Annotated in this window: 6 protein-coding genes; 1 reads left to right on the top strand and 5 read right to left on the bottom strand. The window is 45.2% G+C overall.

Annotated features, from left to right (window positions below; translation table 11 throughout):
- Nucleotides 1-586 precede the first annotated feature (586 nt).
- Entirely contained in the window at nt 587-1,390 is an 804-nt protein-coding gene (locus tag DXC23_RS06530) for a hypothetical protein (RefSeq protein WP_117705346.1), read from the top strand.
- Nucleotides 1,391-2,058: 668 nt separating this feature from the next.
- On the opposite strand, the gene rpoC is transcribed toward DXC23_RS06530, so the two are convergent.
- From rpoC to DXC23_RS06555, 5 genes are all read right to left on the bottom strand, one after another.
- Nucleotides 2,059-5,643, bottom strand: a complete 3,585-nt coding sequence (rpoC, locus tag DXC23_RS06535) for a DNA-directed RNA polymerase subunit beta' (protein WP_117705347.1) — start codon at nt 5,641-5,643, stop codon at nt 2,059-2,061.
- A gap of 15 nt (nt 5,644-5,658) precedes the next feature.
- Nucleotides 5,659-9,384: a DNA-directed RNA polymerase subunit beta gene (gene rpoB / locus DXC23_RS06540; protein WP_117705348.1), complete on the bottom strand. Its 3,726-nt coding sequence runs from the start codon at nt 9,382-9,384 to the stop codon at nt 5,659-5,661.
- A 772-nt stretch (nt 9,385-10,156) separates the two neighbouring features.
- Nucleotides 10,157-10,735, bottom strand: a complete 579-nt coding sequence (locus DXC23_RS06545; RefSeq protein ID WP_117705349.1) for a DUF4854 domain-containing protein — start codon at nt 10,733-10,735, stop codon at nt 10,157-10,159.
- Nucleotides 10,736-11,338: 603 nt separating this feature from the next.
- Complete coding sequence (locus tag DXC23_RS06550; RefSeq protein WP_117705350.1) at nt 11,339-15,016, bottom strand: InlB B-repeat-containing protein; 3,678 nt, start codon at nt 15,014-15,016, stop codon at nt 11,339-11,341.
- Between the two features lie 25 nt (nt 15,017-15,041).
- A complete protein-coding gene (locus DXC23_RS06555) occupies nt 15,042-18,470 on the bottom strand; it encodes a fibronectin type III domain-containing protein (RefSeq protein WP_158552478.1) in 3,429 nt (1,142 codons plus the stop codon).
- Between the last annotated feature and the right edge of the window lie 766 nt (nt 18,471-19,236).

Here is a 19,236-nt window from a genome sequence, read left to right on the forward strand (position 1 = left end):
ATTTTCAAAGGTTGTGGGTGTGGGCAACGCCCACAAAAATTTCCTTTTACGCAATCTAACGATAGCCAAACGGTTTGCCGTTTGGCGGCTTGAACATAACGGCGAAAGTCGCTAAATTTGCGATAGCAACAAGAAAAGGATATGCTTATAATGATATGCACTGTCATTGCGTTGCAATGACAGTGCATTATTTTAATCGTTACATTTTTAAAGGCTGTCGCCTGTTTTTTCAAACATTGTCTTAGCACGCAAACAGCCAAGCTGTTTGCGCCAAATAATTCGATATAAAGGAAACTTTTTATGGGCTCTGCCCAAACCTGCAACCCTTTAAAAAGGGTTGACCTAAATTTTGAATTTATTATACTAAACTTTATGTGGTAAACCATAATTTATTAATGTTACACCAACATTTAGAATAGAAGTTATAACATTATCCAAACGGCAAGCCGATTATATGTTAAAATTTGCAATAACATAAATTTTTGCAATAATATTGACTTTAACAGCAGATAATAATAAAATTAATATGTTGGGCAATAGCCGATATGCGCTGTTGCCATAAATTTTTGTTTGGAGTAATTTAAAAATGAAAAAGGCTTATACAAAATCAATCGTAGCGACAATTTTATGTTCAATGCTTGCGGTAACAGCAGTTGGCTGTTCGGATAACGGCGCACAAAGCTCGGCACAGGCAGAAACTCAGGTACAGAGCACCACTCAGGCGGAAACCACTGCACCGGGGGCAACTAATTTCAGTCTTGAAAATATACACGCACCAAAAGAAAATTCAGCAGACCCGTTTGTAGGCTATTGGAAAATATCCGAGGGCGCAGGATCTAACCTTGAAAAATTTATTTTCCTTTTTAACGGCAAGGGCAACGCATCATTAATCATAGGCAATATGGGATACTGCAGTACATATTCGGTTGGTACGGACGAGCAGACAGGCGAGGAAACCTTTAAATGTAAGCTTATGTTTGGAATAAACGGCGACTATTCATATGTTGTGGCTGATGACGGCAAGAAGATAACAATTACAAATAACGGCGAAGATTCCGTACTTGAAAAGATAGACAACCCAAGTTTTGTGCCGAGTACACCTGAAAATCCGCAGATAGACAAAAAACTTGTTGGCGCATGGGACAGCGGAACGGGACTTTACTATTATTTTGGCGAGGACGGCAGAATGTACTGCAACTCATACGGCACAACATTCACATACTACACCTATAATTCAAAGCTGAATAAGGTAACTGCCGTTTACGATATGGACGGAGAGCAGACAGACACATATGATTATACCTTTGACGGCAATGACCTTGTGTTTGACGGAATGAAATATACACAAATAACACCTGAAAAAATGATGTCGGTAATACAGTCATACTGATAATTTTTATTAAAAACCGCTTTTATAGCGGTTTTTGTATTATTGCAGAGAGTTTAGACTAAATTTTATATTTTTTAAACTTGACTTCTGTAATACAACATAATTCAGCTAAATCTTGCTTAGCACAAACTTTTGTTTATAAAATAAAAGTAAGCAGTTCCAAGGTCACTGACCTTGGTCGTCTAAGGAAAAGGGATACTTAATGGGAAAGGGACTCGAAATTTCTTTCCCATTAAGCGTGCTTTCTTTTGGAGCTTTTCTTTTCACGCAAAAGAAAAGCGGAAATGGTAGGCATTTTAATTTAAAACATTAGTTGCTTTAACAATATATAATAGAACATTCCTTTTTAAAAGGCTGTCGCCTACTTACACAAGCATTTGTCTTAACACGCAAGCAGCACACTGTTTGCTCCTGCAAGTAAGCTATAAAGGAAACTTTTATGGCTCTGCCCAAACCCGCAACCTTTGAAAAGGTTGACCAAACTTTTATATTCGGGACGGAAAGTTTGGCATCTGTCTTACTTTGTTGCCCGACCAAAAGTCTGCTAAACACCAAATCTTTCAACATACTTACAACAAAATGTTAATAAAATCTCACGCAAAAAGCCCGACAACAACCTTAGTCATTGTCGGGCTTTATTTGATGCTAAATCAAAATATTATTAATTTTTATTCGGCAATTTCGGTCTGCTCGGTTGATTCAACTTCATTTTCCTGTGTATCTTCAACCTCAGGCTTTGGCTCATCGAGCTTTACGCCTGCATATCTTGGCATACCTGTACCGGCAGGAATAACCTTACCGATAATAACATTTTCCTTAAGACCGATAAGCGGATCAACCTTACCCTTGATAGCTGCATCTGTAAGAACTCTTGTTGTTTCCTGGAATGATGCGGCTGAAAGGAAGCTGTCTGTTGCGAGTGCTGCCTTTGTAATACCAAGGAGCAGCTGAGTGAATGTTGCCTCTCTGAGGTTTTCTTCACCGTTTGCAATACGCTTTTTAATCTGCTCGTTCTCAAAGAGAACATCGTTCTTGTCATAGGTCTGACCTGACATAAACTTGGTATCGCCGGCGTCATCTACTCTTACCTTTCTCATCATCTGACGAACGATAACCTCAATGTGCTTATCGTTGATCTCAACACCCTGTAAGCGGTAGGTACTCTGTACCTCAGAAATAAGGTAGTTCATTACTGCGTCTGAGCCGAGAATTGCAAGAATATCGTGTGGATTAACAGCACCATCGGTGATTTTGTCACCCTTCTTAATGATCTGTCCCTCCTGAACCTTAACTCTAAAGCCGAAAGGAATAAGGTACTGCTTTTCTTCGCCTGTTTCAGTGTTGAAGATAACAGCGTGACGAGCGTTTTTGATTTCTTCAAATCTAACTTCACCGTCAATTTCACTGATGATTGCAAGGCTCTTTGGCTTACGAGCCTCAAACAACTCCTCAACTCTTGGAAGACCCTGTGTGATATCTTCTGCCGATGCAACACCACCGGTATGGAATGTTCTCATTGTAAGCTGTGTACCAGGCTCACCGATTGACTGAGCGGCAATAATACCAACTGCCTCACCGACTGTTACAGGCTGGCGGTTTGCAAGGTTAGAGCCGTAGCACTTCTTACAAGCGCCATGCTTAGCACGACAGGAAAGTACAGAACGAATCTTAATTCTCTCAATGCCGCTGTTTACGATAATGTCAGCCTCTTTGTCACCCATCATTACATCTTTAGAAACAAGGGTGTTGCCGTTTGAATCGCAGAAATCGTCAACGAGGTATCTGCCGATAAGTCTTTCGTGAAGTCCCTCGATAACATTGTTCTCGCCTGCCTTGATGTCGAAAATCTCAAGACCGTCTGTTGTTCCGCAGTCGTCCTCACGAATGATAACTTCCTGCGATACATCAACAAGACGACGGGTAAGGTAACCTGAGTCGGCTGTTCTGAGCGCTGTATCTGTAAGACCTTTACGAGCGCCTCGGGATGAAATAAAGTATTCCATAATGTTAAGGCCTTCACGATAGTTAGCCTTGATAGGAATTTCGATTGTTTTACCTGATGTATTGGCAATAAGACCACGCATACCTGCAAGCTGACGGATCTGGCTCATACTACCACGGGCACCTGAGTCAGCCATCATAAAGATTGGGTTGTAGCGGTCAAGGTTTTTCTGGAGGGCGTCGGTTACATCGTTTGTAGCCTTTTCCCAAATCTTAAGAACTTCCTCGTAACGCTCCTCATCGGAACGAAGACCCATCATATAGTCCTCACGAACTACATCGACATCAGCCTCTGCCTTTTTGATGATTTCTTTCTTAGCAGGAGGAATAACGGCGTCACATACGGCAACGGTAATAGCGCCTCTTGTTGAGTACTTATAGCCCTGTGCCTTGATGTGGTCAAGAACATGGCTTGTAATCTCTGTGCCGTTTATCTTAATACATTTATCAATAATCTTCTTAAGTTTAGACTTACCTACAAGGAAGTCAACCTCAAGTTTAAAGCGGTTTTCAGGCTTGCTTCTGTCAACAAAACCAAGGTTCTGCGGAATCGGGTTGTTAAAGATTATCTTACCGATTGTTGTATCAACAAGGTCAGAATACTTAACGCCGTCAATTACCTTTTCGTATCTTACCTTAATCTTTGAGTGAAGCTGGATAACACCGGTCTGATAAGCCATCATAGCTTCATCAACATCACGGAATACCTTGCCCTCGCCAAGCTCGCCGTCCTTATCAAGTGTAAGGTAGTACGAACCGAGGATCATATCCTGTGTAGGAACTGTTACAGGCTGACCATCTGACGGTTTAAGGAGGTTGCCTGCTGCAAGCATAAGGAATCTTGCCTCGGCCTGTGCCTCTGCGGAAAGCGGTACATGGACAGCCATCTGGTCGCCGTCAAAGTCGGCGTTGTACGCTGTACAAGCAAGTGGGTGAAGTTTAAGTGCTCTGCCCTCTACAAGTACAGGCTCAAATGCCTGAATACCGAGTCTGTGAAGTGTAGGCGCACGGTTAAGGAGAACCGGGTGTCCCTTGATTACAACTTCAAGTGCATCCCAAACCTCGTCCTTTGCACGCTCAACTGCTTTTCTTGCAGCCTTAATATTGATAACAGCCTTAGTTTCTACAAGGCGTTTCATTACAAACGGTTTGAAAAGCTCGATAGCCATTTCCTTAGGAAGACCGCACTGGTACATCTTAAGCTCAGGGCCAACAACGATAACAGAACGGCCTGAGTAGTCAACACGCTTACCGAGGAGGTTCTGACGGAATCTACCCTGCTTACCTTTAAGCATATCGGAAAGTGACTTGAGCGGACGGTTGTTAGGGCCTGTAACAGGTCTGCCTCTTCTGCCGTTGTCAATGAGAGCGTCAACAGATTCCTGCAACATTCTCTTCTCGTTTCTGATGATGATTTCAGGAGCGTTAAGCTCAAGGAGCTTTTTAAGACGGTTGTTTCTGTTAATAACTCTTCTGTAAAGGTCGTTAAGGTCAGAAGTAGCAAATCTGCCGCCGTCAAGCTGAACCATAGGGCGGATATCAGGCGGAATTACAGGAATAACATCCATAATCATCCATTCGGGGCGGTTGCCCGAAAGGCGGAAACTCTCAACAACATCAAGGCGCTTGAGAATACGAACTCTCTTCTGACCCGATGCTGTTTCAAGCTCTTCTTTAAGCTGTGCAGAGAGCTGCTCAAGGTCAATTTCCTTGAGTAACTTCTGAATAGACTCCGCACCCATACCTGCCTCAAAGTCGTTGTCATACTTTTCACGCATTTCAGCGTACTCTTTTTCGCTCAGGCACTGATTTTTTTCAAGATCACGGCAGTTGCCGGGATCTGTAACAATATATCTTGAGAAATAAAGAACATTTTCAAGTGTTCTCGGAGAAATATCGAGCATAAGAGAAATTCTTGAAGGAATACCCTTGAAGTACCAGATATGAGAAACAGGAGCGGCAAGCTCAATGTGACCCATTCTCTCTCTTCTAACTTTTGCTCTTGTAACCTCAACACCGCAGCGATCACAAATTTTGCCCTTAAAACGGATTCTCTTGTATTTACCGCAGTGGCACTCCCAGTCCTTTGTAGGTCCGAAAATACGCTCGCAGAACAAGCCGTCACGCTCAGGCTTTAATGTACGGTAGTTGATTGTTTCGGGCTTTTTAACCTCGCCATAAGACCAGGCTCTAATTTGCTCAGGGGAAGCAAGTCCGATTTTAATTGAATCAAATGCGTTATTATCTATCATTTTTATACTTCCTCCTTACATATCATTCTTGTTTAAGTCGTCAAAGTCAAAGTAGTCGCTGTCGTCGTCATCTGCTGCAAGACCCGAATCGTCAAACATATTGCCCTCTTCGCCTTCTTCATCGAGGTTGTAACCGTCCATTGACTCGGTCATTACGCTCTCCTCGTTGAACTCGGTTGTAGCTGCATCTGTAATGTCTTCGTCCTCATCAAACTTCTGCTTAATGTCGATTTCCTCACCCTGTGCGTCAAGAACACGAACATCAAGAGCAAGTGACTGCAATTCTTTAATAAGAACTCTGAATGACTCAGGAATACCCGGAGCAGGAATGTTCTGTCCCTTAACGATAGCCTCGTAGGTCTTAACTCTGCCGATAACATCGTCAGACTTAACGGTAAGAATTTCCTGAAGTGTATAAGCTGCACCGTAAGCCTCAAGTGCCCAAACTTCCATCTCACCGAAACGCTGACCGCCGAACTGTGCTTTACCGCCGAGTGGCTGCTGAGTAACGAGTGAGTAAGGGCCTGTACTTCTTGCGTGAATTTTCTCATCAACAAGGTGATGAAGCTTGAGGTAGTACATATAACCAACGGTTACAGGGTTATCAAAACGCTCACCTGTTCTGCCGTCAATAAGCCATGTTTTACCGTCCTCGCTGTAACCTGCGTCCTTGAGAGCCTGGAAAATATCGCCCTCGTGAGCGCCGTCAAATACAGGAGTCATAATCTTCCAGCCAAGTGCCTTAGCTGCATAGCCGAGGTGAACCTCAAGCACCTGACCGATGTTCATACGGGAAGGTACGCCCAACGGGTTAAGTACGATGTCGAGCGGAGTGCCGTCAGGAAGGAATGGCATATCCTCAACAGGAAGAATTCTTGAAACGACACCCTTGTTACCGTGACGACCTGCCATCTTATCGCCAACGCTGATTTTACGCTTTAATGCAAGATAAACTCTGACAACCTTGTTTACACCGGGCTGGAGCTCGTTGCGGCTGTCGGCTCTTGTAAATACCTTAACATCTACAACAGTACCGCTCTCGCCGTGAGGTACTCTGAGTGAAGTATCTCTTACTTCTCTTGCCTTTTCGCCAAAGATAGCTCTCAAAAGTCTTTCCTCGGCAGTAAGCTCTGTTTCACCCTTTGGTGTAACCTTACCTACGAGAATATCGCCTGCGTGAACCTCAGCACCTACCTGAATAATACCGTCTTCATCAAGGTACTTGAGCATATCTTCGCCGACATTTGGAATATCTCTTGTAATTTCTTCAGGGCCGAGCTTTGTATCTCTTGCCTCTGTATCATATTCCTCTATATGAATAGATGTATAAACATCATCTCTAACAATTTTTTCGTTAAGGAGAACCGCATCCTCGTAGTTATAACCTTCCCAGGTCATAAAGCCGATGAGTGCGTTCTTACCGATAGCAACTTCACCATGGTCTGTTGCAGGGCCGTCAGCAAGAACCTCGCCCTTCTTAACTCTCTGTCCTCTTTCAACAATAGGACGCTGATTAATACAAGTACCCTGGTTAGAACGCAAGAACTTGATAACCTCAAAGTCCTGAATTCTGCCTGAGTCGTACTGAACACGAATATTGCGTGCGTCTACGCTGAGCACAACGCCGTCTTCCTCTGCAAGGATACATACGCCTGAGTCTGTACCTGCCTTGTACTCCATACCTGTACCAACGATAGGTGCGTCTGTTCTGAGGAGAGGCACTGCCTGACGCTGCATGTTCGCACCCATAAGTGCTCGGTTTGCGTCATCGTTTTCGAGGAACGGAATCATAGCGGTAGCAACAGAAAGTACCTGCTTAGGCGATACGTCCATAAAGTCAAACTCATCGGCAGGAAGATCTACAAATTCATCTCTGCGTCTGCCGACTACTCTGGCGTGAACAAATCTGCCGTTTTCGTCAAGCGGCTCATTCGCCTGAGCAACAGTGTAGTTATCTTCAACATCAGCCGTCATATAAACAACATCGTCAGTAACAACGCCTGTTTCTTTATCAATCTTACGGTAAGGAGTTTCGATAAAGCCGTACTTATTGATTCTTGCAAATGATGTAAGGTATGAAATAAGACCGATGTTAGGGCCTTCAGGAGTTTCGATAGGACACATTCTGCCGTAGTGGGTGTAATGAACATCTCGAACCTCAAAGCCTGCACGATCTCTTGAAAGACCGCCCGGGCCAAGCGCTGACAAGCGGCGCTTATGTGTAAGCTCTGCAAGTGGGTTTGTCTGATCCATGAACTGTGAAAGCGGAGAAGAACCGAAGAACTCTCTGATTGCGGCAGTTACAGGACGAATATTGATAAGTGAGTTAGGAGAAAGTGAGTCCATATCCTGTGACTGTGTAGCCATTCTCTCTCTTACAACTCTGTCAAGTCTTGAGAAACCGATTCTAACCTGATTCTGCAAAAGCTCGCCTACGCAACGGATTCTTCTGTTGCCGAGGTGGTCGATGTCATCTGTTCTGCCAACGCCGTGAGCAACGCAGTTAAGGTAGTTGATTGTAGCAAAAATATCATCTTTTGTAATGTGGTTAGGAGTAAGCTCGTCTGCTCTGTCTGCAAGCATTTCCTTAAGCTCATCTTCGTTCTGAGCGGCGTCAAGGATTTCGCAGAGAACATCAAAACGAACATTCTCTCTGATTCCGCACTCAGCCTCGGCGTCAAAGTCAACATAAGCCTTAATGTCAACCATACCGTTAGAAATAACCTTAACGATTTTTTCGTCCTGTGCTTTTACATAAGCAATCTGAACGCCTGCGTTTTCGATTTCAACAGCTTTTTCCTTAGTGATCTTTTCATCTCTGAAAGCCATAACCTCGCCTGTGCGTGGGTTAGAGATAGGCTCTGCAATAACCTGGCCTTCAAGTCTGTCGGCAATGCCGAGTTTTTTGTTGTACTTATATCTGCCAACTCTTGACATATCATATCTGCCGGGGTCAAAGAAAAGATTATTGATATGTGTCTGAGCGCTGTCTACTGTCGGAGGCTCTGACGGACGGAGCTTTCTGTAAACCTCGATAAGACCCTCTTCAACACTGCTTGTCTGATCTTTCTCGATAGTAGCTCGCATTCTCTCGTCATCGCCAAAGAAGTCGAGAATTTCAGCGTCTGTACCAAGACCCAAAGATCTGATAAACGCTGTAACAGGCAGCTTACGGTTTTTATCAATACGAACATAGAAAACATCGTTTATATCTGTTTCGTATTCAAGCCAAGCACCACGGTTAGGAATAACAGTAGCGCTGTAAAGCTCTTTACCTGTTTTATCGTGGTCCATCTTATAATAAACGCCCGGGCTTCGTACGAGCTGAGATACAATAACACGCTCTGCACCGTTGATGATGAATGTGCCGCTTGGTGTCATAAGCGGAAAATCGCCCATAAACACATTGCTCTCTTTAATCTCACCTGTCGCTCTGTTTAAAAGTCTTGCTGTAACACGCAAAGCAGCCGAGAATGTAGCATCTCTTGACTTACATTCAACAATGCTGTAATTCGGGTGATCAACATCAATTGAGTAATCAATAAAATCAAGCACGAGATTATTTTGATAATCGGTAATTCCGGAAACATCCTTAAATACTTCTTTAAGACCTTCGTCAAGGAACCACTGATAAGACTGCTTCTGAACATCAATAAGGTTAGGCATATCAATAACTTCATTGATTTTGCCAAAGCTCATTCGTTCACGATTGCCGAGCTTAACGGGTTTGACATTAACCATAGGCGTATCACTCCTTAATAAATTTGAGGGCAATGCCCCTGTCAAAAAACCACTTGACACTTTGGAGATTTTGTGATAATATCCCCCTGTAAGATAAATTTTTTTGACGATTTGACCGACAGTGTCGGTACATAACCCCATTATGGTACATTGTACTATTTTACGCTACCAAAGGGAGCTTGTCAAGGGCTTTTTTCTAAAAAAGCAAAATTTTTTTAGATTTTTCGAATTTTCGGCAAATAAAATTCTCCGCAGGAAAATAAATCCTGCGGAGATTATTTTTGCCACAAAATGCAACACCCGACAGCGTGTATTGTTTTGCTGATGTATATTTTTAGTCAGATTATCATATAAATTGCAAAATCTGAAGTTGGTTTTTTGATAACTAAGTTTTAAAAAACAGGCGACAGCCTTTAGTAAAAGGAAAAGATTAAAATAATGTACCGTCATAGCAATGCAATGACGGTACAAATTTTAAGAATATCTTTTTTCTTGTTGCTATCGCAACTTAATGGATTTCGCTGTTATGTTCAAGCCACCAAACGGCAAGCCATTTGGCTACCGTTAAATTGCGTAAAAGAAAAGATTTGTGGGCGTTGCCCACACCCACAACCTTTGAAAAGGTTGACCAAACTTTTAACTTTGGGACGGAAAGTTTTACTTTTGTTTAACTTTTTTGCCCGACCAAAAGTCCGCTAAATCATAATTTACTAAACTTACCACAACTTTATAATAGACACTTAACTTTATTATCCTTTTAAAATTCTAAAAATTACAACTCAGCAGAACTTGACTCATCTGTGCTCTCTTCATCAAGAATTGACTTATCAAATGTTATACTATAAAGCTCAGAGCCGTCAGCATTGAGATAAACTACCTTGATTTTAGGATCTGTTTCATCTACATATGCAACCAATTCTTTCATAACAGGAACCATTCCATATTCAAGGGTTTCTGTATTTTTTTTAAAATATTCTACCATCTGATCAATAGAAGCGTCCGGCAACTGCTTTGTGTACTTGTATTCATACACAAGCGTATCATCATCGGCATAACATTCAACAGTAAATAAATTAGCAGATTCAGCGCTTTCTTTAGCACTTTCCAAAGATTTCTGAGTTGAAGGATACTCAAGGTATTCCTGAATATTGCTGAACATTATGCTTGTGCTTGATTCAGCCTTTGAGCTTTCCTCCTTAGTTGTTTCAGGCGCAGAGGTTTCTTCCTCAGATGCCTGCGAAACAGCACTCTCAGCCTTTGAACTCTCGCTATTGCCTGCACTTAAATTTGCACAAGCTGTTGCAGATGCCGCCATTACAGCGCAAAGTAATACCGCAAAAAATTTTTTCATAATTATTTCTCTCCTCAACTGTTGTCATATAACAACATATTTTTCACATTATAACATTTATCGTAAACAATATCAATAAATATTACAATTTTGTCTGCAATATTTTATAATTGTCAAATAATTTTAATATCATATGAAATCAGCAACAAAAAGAGAAAATTAAAATATTTGGTTATTTAATACACAAATTAGAATTACGGATAAAAAAGCAAAGGCCCGACCGAAGTCGAGCATAGTGCTTAATAAAAAAGAGAGAGGAAAATATCTATGGAAATGAGTTATTAGCTGTTTAATGTAAGTTTTGTTTTTCTTTATCTTACACACATATAATAACATACCGACAGTGACAAAATCAGGACAAATATTAGCTTTTTTATAATTTTTATTAAATTTATTTAAGTTTAATTGTATTTGCAAAATTGGGAGTATCAAGATAAACAAAATGTAAAATTTCTGACTGCCTTGCAGCAGTCTGTATAAAAAGAGATTTTTAAGATACTCGCCAAGTTTTTCAAAATCAGTCGTCCTGAAAGAAATACGGCACTGAGGTTTCTATGCCCACTGTGCCGTATTCACTATATTTTCATGACAGAGCGTAAGATATTACTTATCTTTAATTTTGGCAGAATGTTTTTTATTCTTACCAAATGCCGTTACTCCTTTCATAATGCCGCCGCTGATAATCAGCAATGCAATCCACAAAATAATGTTGCTGTTGTCACCTGTCTGAGGAGATTTTGAATCATCAGGCAGTTTAGCCGTTACGGTGTCAGCATTTTTGATTTCTTCGGTTGCCGCATTTTCATAAGTAGAGATTGTCTTTTTACAGTAGTCGCAAATATGGTTTTTGTCTGTGTCATTATGCAGGCATACATATCCACACTCTCGGCACACACCGTCTTTCCACTCATGTACTTCGCTTGTCACAATTACTGCACCACAGCAGTTCCATTTTTGCTCGTGAACAAAAGCGGTTCTTGTCGTCCACTCCTGTACACCGCCCTCGTGGTTTGTTTTGTCAAGTTCTCCGTAGGCCTTGCCGCAGACATCACATACCGCCTTTTTGGTACAGGTGGCATTGCCGCCTGAGCAATTTTCGGTTTCAAACGCATTGCAGCCGTCAACGGTACATTTTCGGGTATGCGTACCGTCATTGTCAGATACCCATTCACCAAAGGTATGACCGTTGTTGATTGTTACGGTCATCTCTGCATTATTACCCGCTTTGTCGGTGACAACTATCTTCTGCTCGCCGTTTGTCGGAGGGAGAACAAAACCTCCGTTTGCGTCAAGCGTAGCCGCCTTTCCGTTTACGGTAACGGTATCAACATACTTCTCATCAACAGTAACGGTTTGTGCCTCACAATAGGTCTTGCCGTTCTCAATACCGCCGATTACAGGATGAATATTATCAAGCGTTAATCGGTCGGAGCGAAGGTATGTTATGTTAATGTTTTCATCAACAAGCATTACATAAACAATATATTCTCCGTTAGGGTCTATGCAAAACGGTTCTTCATACGCATGGAATACAAGAGAGTCCAGCTCAGCCTCGGAGAGATCCTTATCTGTTACCAAATAGGATACAAACACAGTTCCGCTGTTATCAACGGCATTTATAGTTACCTCCTGTGTGTCCTTAAAGAATATGCCAAAGGTAAGCTCGTTTAAGAATTTATTCCATTTATTTGTACCTATGATAATTTCGCCCGTTGGCTTTTCGGTATCTCTCCACCGTGCCGTGATTGTAATGTTTTCCGCAGGCATAGTTTTGGGGATTTCCTTATCCCAGCCCCTAAAGGTATAGCCTTTTCTTGTCGGGTCGGCAGGGGTGGTAATTTTCGTACCGTAATCCTGCGTGATAGGTGCAATCTCACTTCCGCCGTTGGTATCAAAGGTTATTGCGTACTGATTGATTTCCCATTGTGCTTTAACCGTCATATTCTCCGCAGGCATAGTTTCGGGGATTTCCTTATCCCAGCCCTTAAAGGTATAGCCTTTTCTTGTCGGGTTGGCAGGGGCGGTAATTGCTGTACCGTAATCCTGCGTGATAGGTGCAATCTCACTTCCGCCGTTGGTATCAAAGGTTATTGTGTACTGATTGATTTCCCACTTCGTCCAGTATTCCTTATTGCCCGTTTCTGTGCCGCCGATTGCTGTAACAGGAGAGCCGGTCAGATTTTTGTTGTCATACCAGCCCTTGAACGTGTGGCCCGTATAGGTCATATCGTCGGCTGTCGGAAGTTTTGCACCCACGCCGTAGGTGTAGGAGGTGACATTGCCGTTGTTGATCGTTCCGCCGTTTGTGTTCAGCGTTACGGCATAGGTCGGGGCTGTCCACTGCACCGTCAGGGTCGTCACATCAGCCGGAAATCTGTCGCCGGGTGCGTACAGGTTTCCGTCACTGCCAAGCCACATAAAGTAGGTGTCTGTATCTCCGTCCGGGCGGGTCAGACCGTCAGATGCAGGAGCGGTAAAGCTTTCGCCGCTTTTCACAATGATTTGAATATCCTCGGAGCTGCCGCCCAGCTTGCCGCCGCCAAGGTCAATGGAAACGGCTTTCAGCCCGTCAGGGCTCAGTGTGTCAGGGTTCAGGACTTCAAGGACGGGGCGGAAACCTAAGAACGGGCGGGAATCCATAGCATGGAAGTAGATCCAGTGGCGGGTCGAATCGAACCCGCGAACCGCACGGTTCGGCTCCGTACCACGTTCAAAAGTATCCTGCCCCCACGAAAACATCCCATCCCAGTTTTTGATATATCCGCCGTTCTTGTCCAGTATCCTGTCCCATTCGTTGCTTTGGGGCGTGCCCAAATTACTCGAGCCTCTGCTACCACTTCCCACGGACGGCGCGCGCAGCGTATAGTCCACGCCGCCTGCGGCATAGCCCTTGCCGAAAATCAGCTCTTTGGCATTCAGGTTATCCCAGCTTACATCATTTGTTACGGCAAAATCCGCCACGAACAGGCTGTGGGGATATTTATTCTTCTGTGCATACTCCTCGGTGGTTGCCGTCTCCGATGTGAGCTTGTAGGCATTGACCGTTCCGGCATAGGTAAACGGCACATAATGAAGTGTGCTGTCCGGCAGATTGCTGTTTACCGTTCTGGGAATATTCATCGCCGAAAGGTCGAAATAGTATCTGCCGCCGGGGGCGAGGGTAAACTGCTCGTCAGGCTGATTTTCCACCGTCAGCGCAATGTCTGTGAAATTACTTGCATAATCGGTATTATAATCGCCGTTATACTGTTCGCTGAAGACCTTCAGGGTATAGCTGCCCGGTGCAAGGTCGGACGGGATTTTGATCTCAACCGTTCCGTTTCCCATGTCAGGACGCGTGATCCTGCCATAATACTGTGCGCCGCTACTATCCGCAATGATGGCGGAGATATATTCATTTAGCCATGCGGACGCCCCGGTGTAATTCAGCACAACGGTATCGCCTGGGGCGGCGCTGATAGCTTTTTCCGTCACGGCAAAATTGTTGCTGTTATCTAAAAGCGTCAATTTCCACTCGTTGCCGCTATATTCGGGGACTGCGGTCAATCCTCCGTCAGGCTTTCCGCCCACAGCGGCAGATGCAAAAAGGACAGAGTTCAGATTTAATTTAAAAGCGGGACGAACACCCCATATATTGCTGATATCTATCCCATCGTGGTCGATATTAGCAAAACCGTCCACAGAGGCAACATCGCGACCCTTTGCGCCTGGGGAGCGCAACCACCAATAGCTTGATGCCCAATATTGATGTTCTCTATCCGCAATTCGCAGATCATTATTTACCGCAGACGCTTCCGCTGTGGAAAGCGGCCAGAATACAGCGTTATTCACTTGTGTGCCAGATACACAGTCGGTATTTTCTCTGTTGTAACTTCCGCTTGCAAGCGTCTGTTTTTGAACTGCATCGGTTTCTTCCGATGTCAGCTTTTCTGCAAGCGCGTCTATTGCGGTTTTCAAATCGCTGTCTGCATAAGCGGCACTCGAGCCAAACTTTGACCAACCCATATTATATGCCGCAAGCAGGGTAATATCCCCTTGTGCGCTTGTAACACCGTTTCCGTCATAACCGATAACTCGCCATGCAGCGGGATTATTTTCATGGTTTTGTCCGAAATACACAGTCGGTGCGATCTCTGTGTTTACAGTTTTATTCAGTGCGTCTGCGCCAAGCTGTATCGCAGCAGAGCCCCATGCCCCAACCTTCTCGGCAAATACGCTTATCGGCACAAGGTAAAGCACCATACAAAGTGTGAGCAGGATACTAAGTATTCGTTTTTTCATATTCTGTTACCTCCGTTTTGCAGCCTCAAACAAGACTCTTTTTCTTTTTCAGTACAATGTATAAGATTAAACCGAGGTTACCAAGCAACGCAAGTCCCGCAACAGAACCGATAACAATCAAAGCAGGTGAAGATGCGGGTTCGGATATGTTTCCTTCGGATATGTTTCCGAAGCCTGCGGGAACGGCTACATCTGCCACCGCTTTCACACCAGTGTCTTTCTCACCAATCCACCAGTTGCCGTTTTCACCGATAAATGGGGTAAGACCGTCCTTGCCGTCCGCACCGACAACTTTACCAAGATTGACTACCTTGCCGTCGGTATAGGTGATAACAAGCTCGCCGTCTGCATTGATCTCCGCTTTGACTATTCCGATGCCGTCCTTACCGTCTTTGCCGTCAGAGCCGTTTGCACCGTTTGTTCCGTTTGTTCCATTTGTTCCGTCCTTGCCGTTCTGTCCCGATGCACCTTTCTCTCCGGTGTCGCCTTTTTTGCCTTGTTGTCCGGCTTCACCGGTATCGCCCTTTTCGCCTTGTTGTCCGGTTTCACCGGTATCGCCCTTTTCTCCGGTGGCTTTCACACCGAGGGATACCCATGTCTGTCCGTCGTCATAGGAGATATACCAGAAGTTATCATCACCTATTTTTAGCTTAGGCGTTACACCGTCTTTTCCGTCCTGACCGGGTGTACCTGTTTCGCCCTTGTCGCCTTTTTCGCCTTGTTGTCCGGCTTCACCGGTATCGCCCTTTTCACCGGTGGCTTTCACACCGAGGGATACCCATGTCTGTCCGTCGTCATAGGAGATATACCAGAAGTTATCATCACCTATTTTTAGCTTAGGCGTTACACCGTCTTTTCCGTCCTGACCGGGTGTACCTGTTTCGCCCTTGTCACCTTTGTCGCCTTTATCGCCCTTTTCGCCTTGTTGTCCGGTTTCACCGGTATCACCCTTTTCTCCGGTGGCTTTCACACCGAGGGATACCCATGTCTGTCCGTCGTCGTAGGAGATATACCAGAAGTTATCATCACCTATTTTTAGCTTAGGCGTTACACCGTCTTTTCCGTCCTGACCGGGCGCACCTGTTTCTCCCTTGTCACCCTTGTCGCCTTTGTCACCTTTATCGCCTTTATCGCCTTTATCGCCCGTCAGCTCCGACAAGGCAATCAAATTATTCCAGACAGAATCATCGCTGTACTTCCACTGTATAAATCCATTATATACATTCAGTTCAATTTGCTTTCCATCTGCGCCGTCATTTCCCTTTAACTCGGAAAGTGATACAAGAACACGGTAAGCGTCGTCACTTTCGCCCACATATCGCCACTGGATGCTGCTGCCGTCACTGCGTAATTCTATTTCTCTGCCGTCAGATCCCGCAAAGGTTGAGAAGGTTTTGGCATTGGATAATGCCGATACCGTTCCGTTATTGCCGACAGAGGAAACCGCAAAGGTGTAGGTGGTATCCTTTTCCAGATTATCGTATGTATATTCAAAAGTCGAATCCGACAGCGGAGCATCAGTCACACGCACAAAATCGCCGTCATCCATACGCATCCAGATATGATACCCTGTATAGGGGCGTCTGCTGTCTGCAGTCGGTGCCTTCCAGGTGATTTTTGCACTTTGATTGTCTGTTACGGATACGCCTGTAAGTGTCGGTATGGGCGGTGCGGCACGAAGATTGGTCAGCACATATCCGAACACAGGAATCTTCTGATCTCCTGCCGTCCATGTACGCATACCAAAATCCCAGGTAAAGCCGTATTTGTTTGAAACATCGTAGTCGATTCCGTAGGAGGCAAGGAGCGAACGGCGGTCGATGTTGTTTACCGTACCGCTGGCGCCGTTGCTTTCCGTCGTGGTGTAGACCGTACCTGTTGCTTTGCTGTAGCTCAAATCGATTAGAAAACCCATATTGAATGCGTCTACGCCCCATGTGCTTTTCATCGAAGCGGAGAAGCCGTGCGCCATCTCAACTCCCTCGGCGTGCTCGGATGTGGTAGTCCAGTCGTTCGTGATACTGCTTGCACCGAAGCCAAGCTCATATTTCTGCTTGCTCAGCGATTCAAATTGCGTAACCGAAGCGTCGGAAGAGCCGATATTCGACCAATAGGCGAACGGGTCGCCCTCGGAATTTTCCGGCAAAACATTGCTGTTCAGTATCGGCAGAGCCTTTGCCTTTCCCGCTGCAATGTCTTTCTTGTAGGTTTCGTTATACAGTACCGCAAACTCATCGTAATACTCTCGGTCGAGCATGGTGTAAACCGGCTGCCCGGGGATCATCAGGGCGATGGTGTTTTTCTCGCTGAGATCAAAATCGCCCTTTTGCGGGTCATAAAGTGAGTAATAATAGGTTGTCGCCGGCACGCGGTACAACACCACAGAATCGTTGCCGCCGGCATTGAAGGAGGCACTGTATTCCTTTGAAAGGGTATCCTCTGTGCTCTTGGTAAAGTCCATGGTATATCCGAGCGTCGCCTCGTATCTCCATACCTTCAGATCTCCTTGTGCGACGATGGACGCACCGAAGGAGGTATTCTGCGATGACGATTTCGTGTCCGAATAGCCTGAGGAGAAGGTGTAGGTGGTTGAGCCGTCGGAGAAATCAAGATCATAGTCACCGAGCTCCGAGAAATACGGAGCCGCCTGGAGCACCGCCTGCACCTGTGCATCGGAATATCCGTAGCCCTTGCCCTCATAGCGAGCAAACAGACCGTCTTTATTCACATCCGCCGCAAGCAGTATGCAGTTATACGGCATATCCCATGCAAGGTCGGCATCGTGGCAGAGCTTGGAAAACTCGTCCTTTTCGGCTGTTACCGTATACTTCCCGGCGACCGAAAGAGTGCCGCTGCCGAAATTCTCGCCGTAGAAAACATCGGTGAACAGGTCGAATTTGCGCGCCGAACCGCTTCCCTTTTGCCTTTCGGCGGCAAGAGCGATCACCTGCTCACGGCCCTCCGTGTTGTGGTCAAAATTGCCGGCAATGACATCCTGATACCACCACCATCTCGCGCTTGAATTCTTTTCGCGCGCGGTGTCGCGCAGAAGATTAAGCGCGCCGTTCTGCTGAACCTCATACAGTCCGCCTGCGATCCATACCTGCTCCGGCGTACCTCTGCCGTTGATCGCAACGCTTGTCATGGCGGGCTTCGGCTTCACGCCCAGATCATTTGTTCCGTTTGCGGTATAACCGCTCATCGTGGTTTTCTGCACATTCGTTATTGACTTGTTCTGACCGTAATAAACGGCAAAGCCCATGTTTTCGTTGTCGGTTTTCTTGTCCCAGATAAAGCCCTTCTTCTTTTCTTCCCTGACCTCACGGAAATATCCGGCAATTATGATTTCCTGCCAGCCGTCGCCGTTGATGTCTCCCGCGGCAAGGTTTCCGTAGCGGATATGATCGTAGTAACGGCTGCCGTCCGCTTTTTCATCCTCGCGGTTCAGGGTCATCAGGGACTTTTGATCCACTCTTTTGAGGTTTCCGTTTTCGGCTTTGTATACCGAGAGCTTTGAAACAGCCTTACGGAAGGAATCGCCGGAAATCTCCTTGTTCCTGCCGTCGATCTTATCCGGCTCGGCAATGCCTGCGTACACGATAAGCTCATCGCAGCCGTCACGGTCAATATCCGCCGAGACAAGCGACTTCGTGATCTGGTCGCGCTCATACAGAGTCGTGTTCCAGCCGTCGAAATAGGCATTGCCGCTGCCCTTGGATTTGACAAACGATTTTCTTGAAAGTCCCTGCTCTCCGGCAATTCCCGTGCCGGCGATTCCCCATAAATCATCATTGCCGACGTAGGTGATAACGGCGGTCATCTTTCCGTCACCATCATAGTCGCCCGCCGTGACATTGAAATAGTGGCGGAATTCCTGGTATTCCAGCTCGCCGTAACCGGGTTTCTTGCACGCCCACATCGGAGCGTCGGCAATTTTCTGAAGCTCGGAGCGCTTGTTGTTTACAAGGTTTTGTACCCAGTAGCAGATCTTCGCAGTGTTCTTGGAATTATCCATATCGCAAAGACCGACAAAGATGGCATGATCGTTTCTGCCCGTGCCGAGTGGGTCGTAAGCTGTTCCAACAGCAAATGCAACATTATCGACAGCAGAAACCCGATGGGCACTCGGTGTACATTCGGCAATGTTGATACCGAAATTCCACTTACTGTATACCTTGGTATGATCCTGCGCCGCCTGCCCCTCTGCGTTGCGGTAGCTG

Source organism: Eubacterium sp. OM08-24, assembly GCF_003438075.1.
Lineage (GTDB): Bacteria > Bacillota > Clostridia > Oscillospirales > Acutalibacteraceae > Ruminococcoides.

What these genes read in the sequence shown, in the direction of transcription:
- DXC23_RS06530 (WP_117705346.1), top strand. Translation starts at nt 587, where the DNA reads ATGAAAAAGGCTTATACAAAATCAATCGTAGCGACAATTTTATGTTCA.
- rpoC (WP_117705347.1), bottom strand. Translation starts at nt 5,643, where the DNA reads ATGATAGATAATAACGCATTTGATTCAATTAAAATCGGACTTGCTTCC.
- rpoB (WP_117705348.1), bottom strand. Translation starts at nt 9,384, where the DNA reads ATGGTTAATGTCAAACCCGTTAAGCTCGGCAATCGTGAACGAATGAGC.
- DXC23_RS06545 (WP_117705349.1), bottom strand. Translation starts at nt 10,735, where the DNA reads ATGAAAAAATTTTTTGCGGTATTACTTTGCGCTGTAATGGCGGCATCT.
- DXC23_RS06550 (WP_117705350.1), bottom strand. Translation starts at nt 15,016, where the DNA reads ATGAAAAAACGAATACTTAGTATCCTGCTCACACTTTGTATGGTGCTT.
- DXC23_RS06555 (WP_158552478.1), bottom strand. Translation starts at nt 18,470, where the DNA reads ATGACCCTGAACCGCGAGGATGAAAAAGCGGACGGCAGCCGTTACTAC.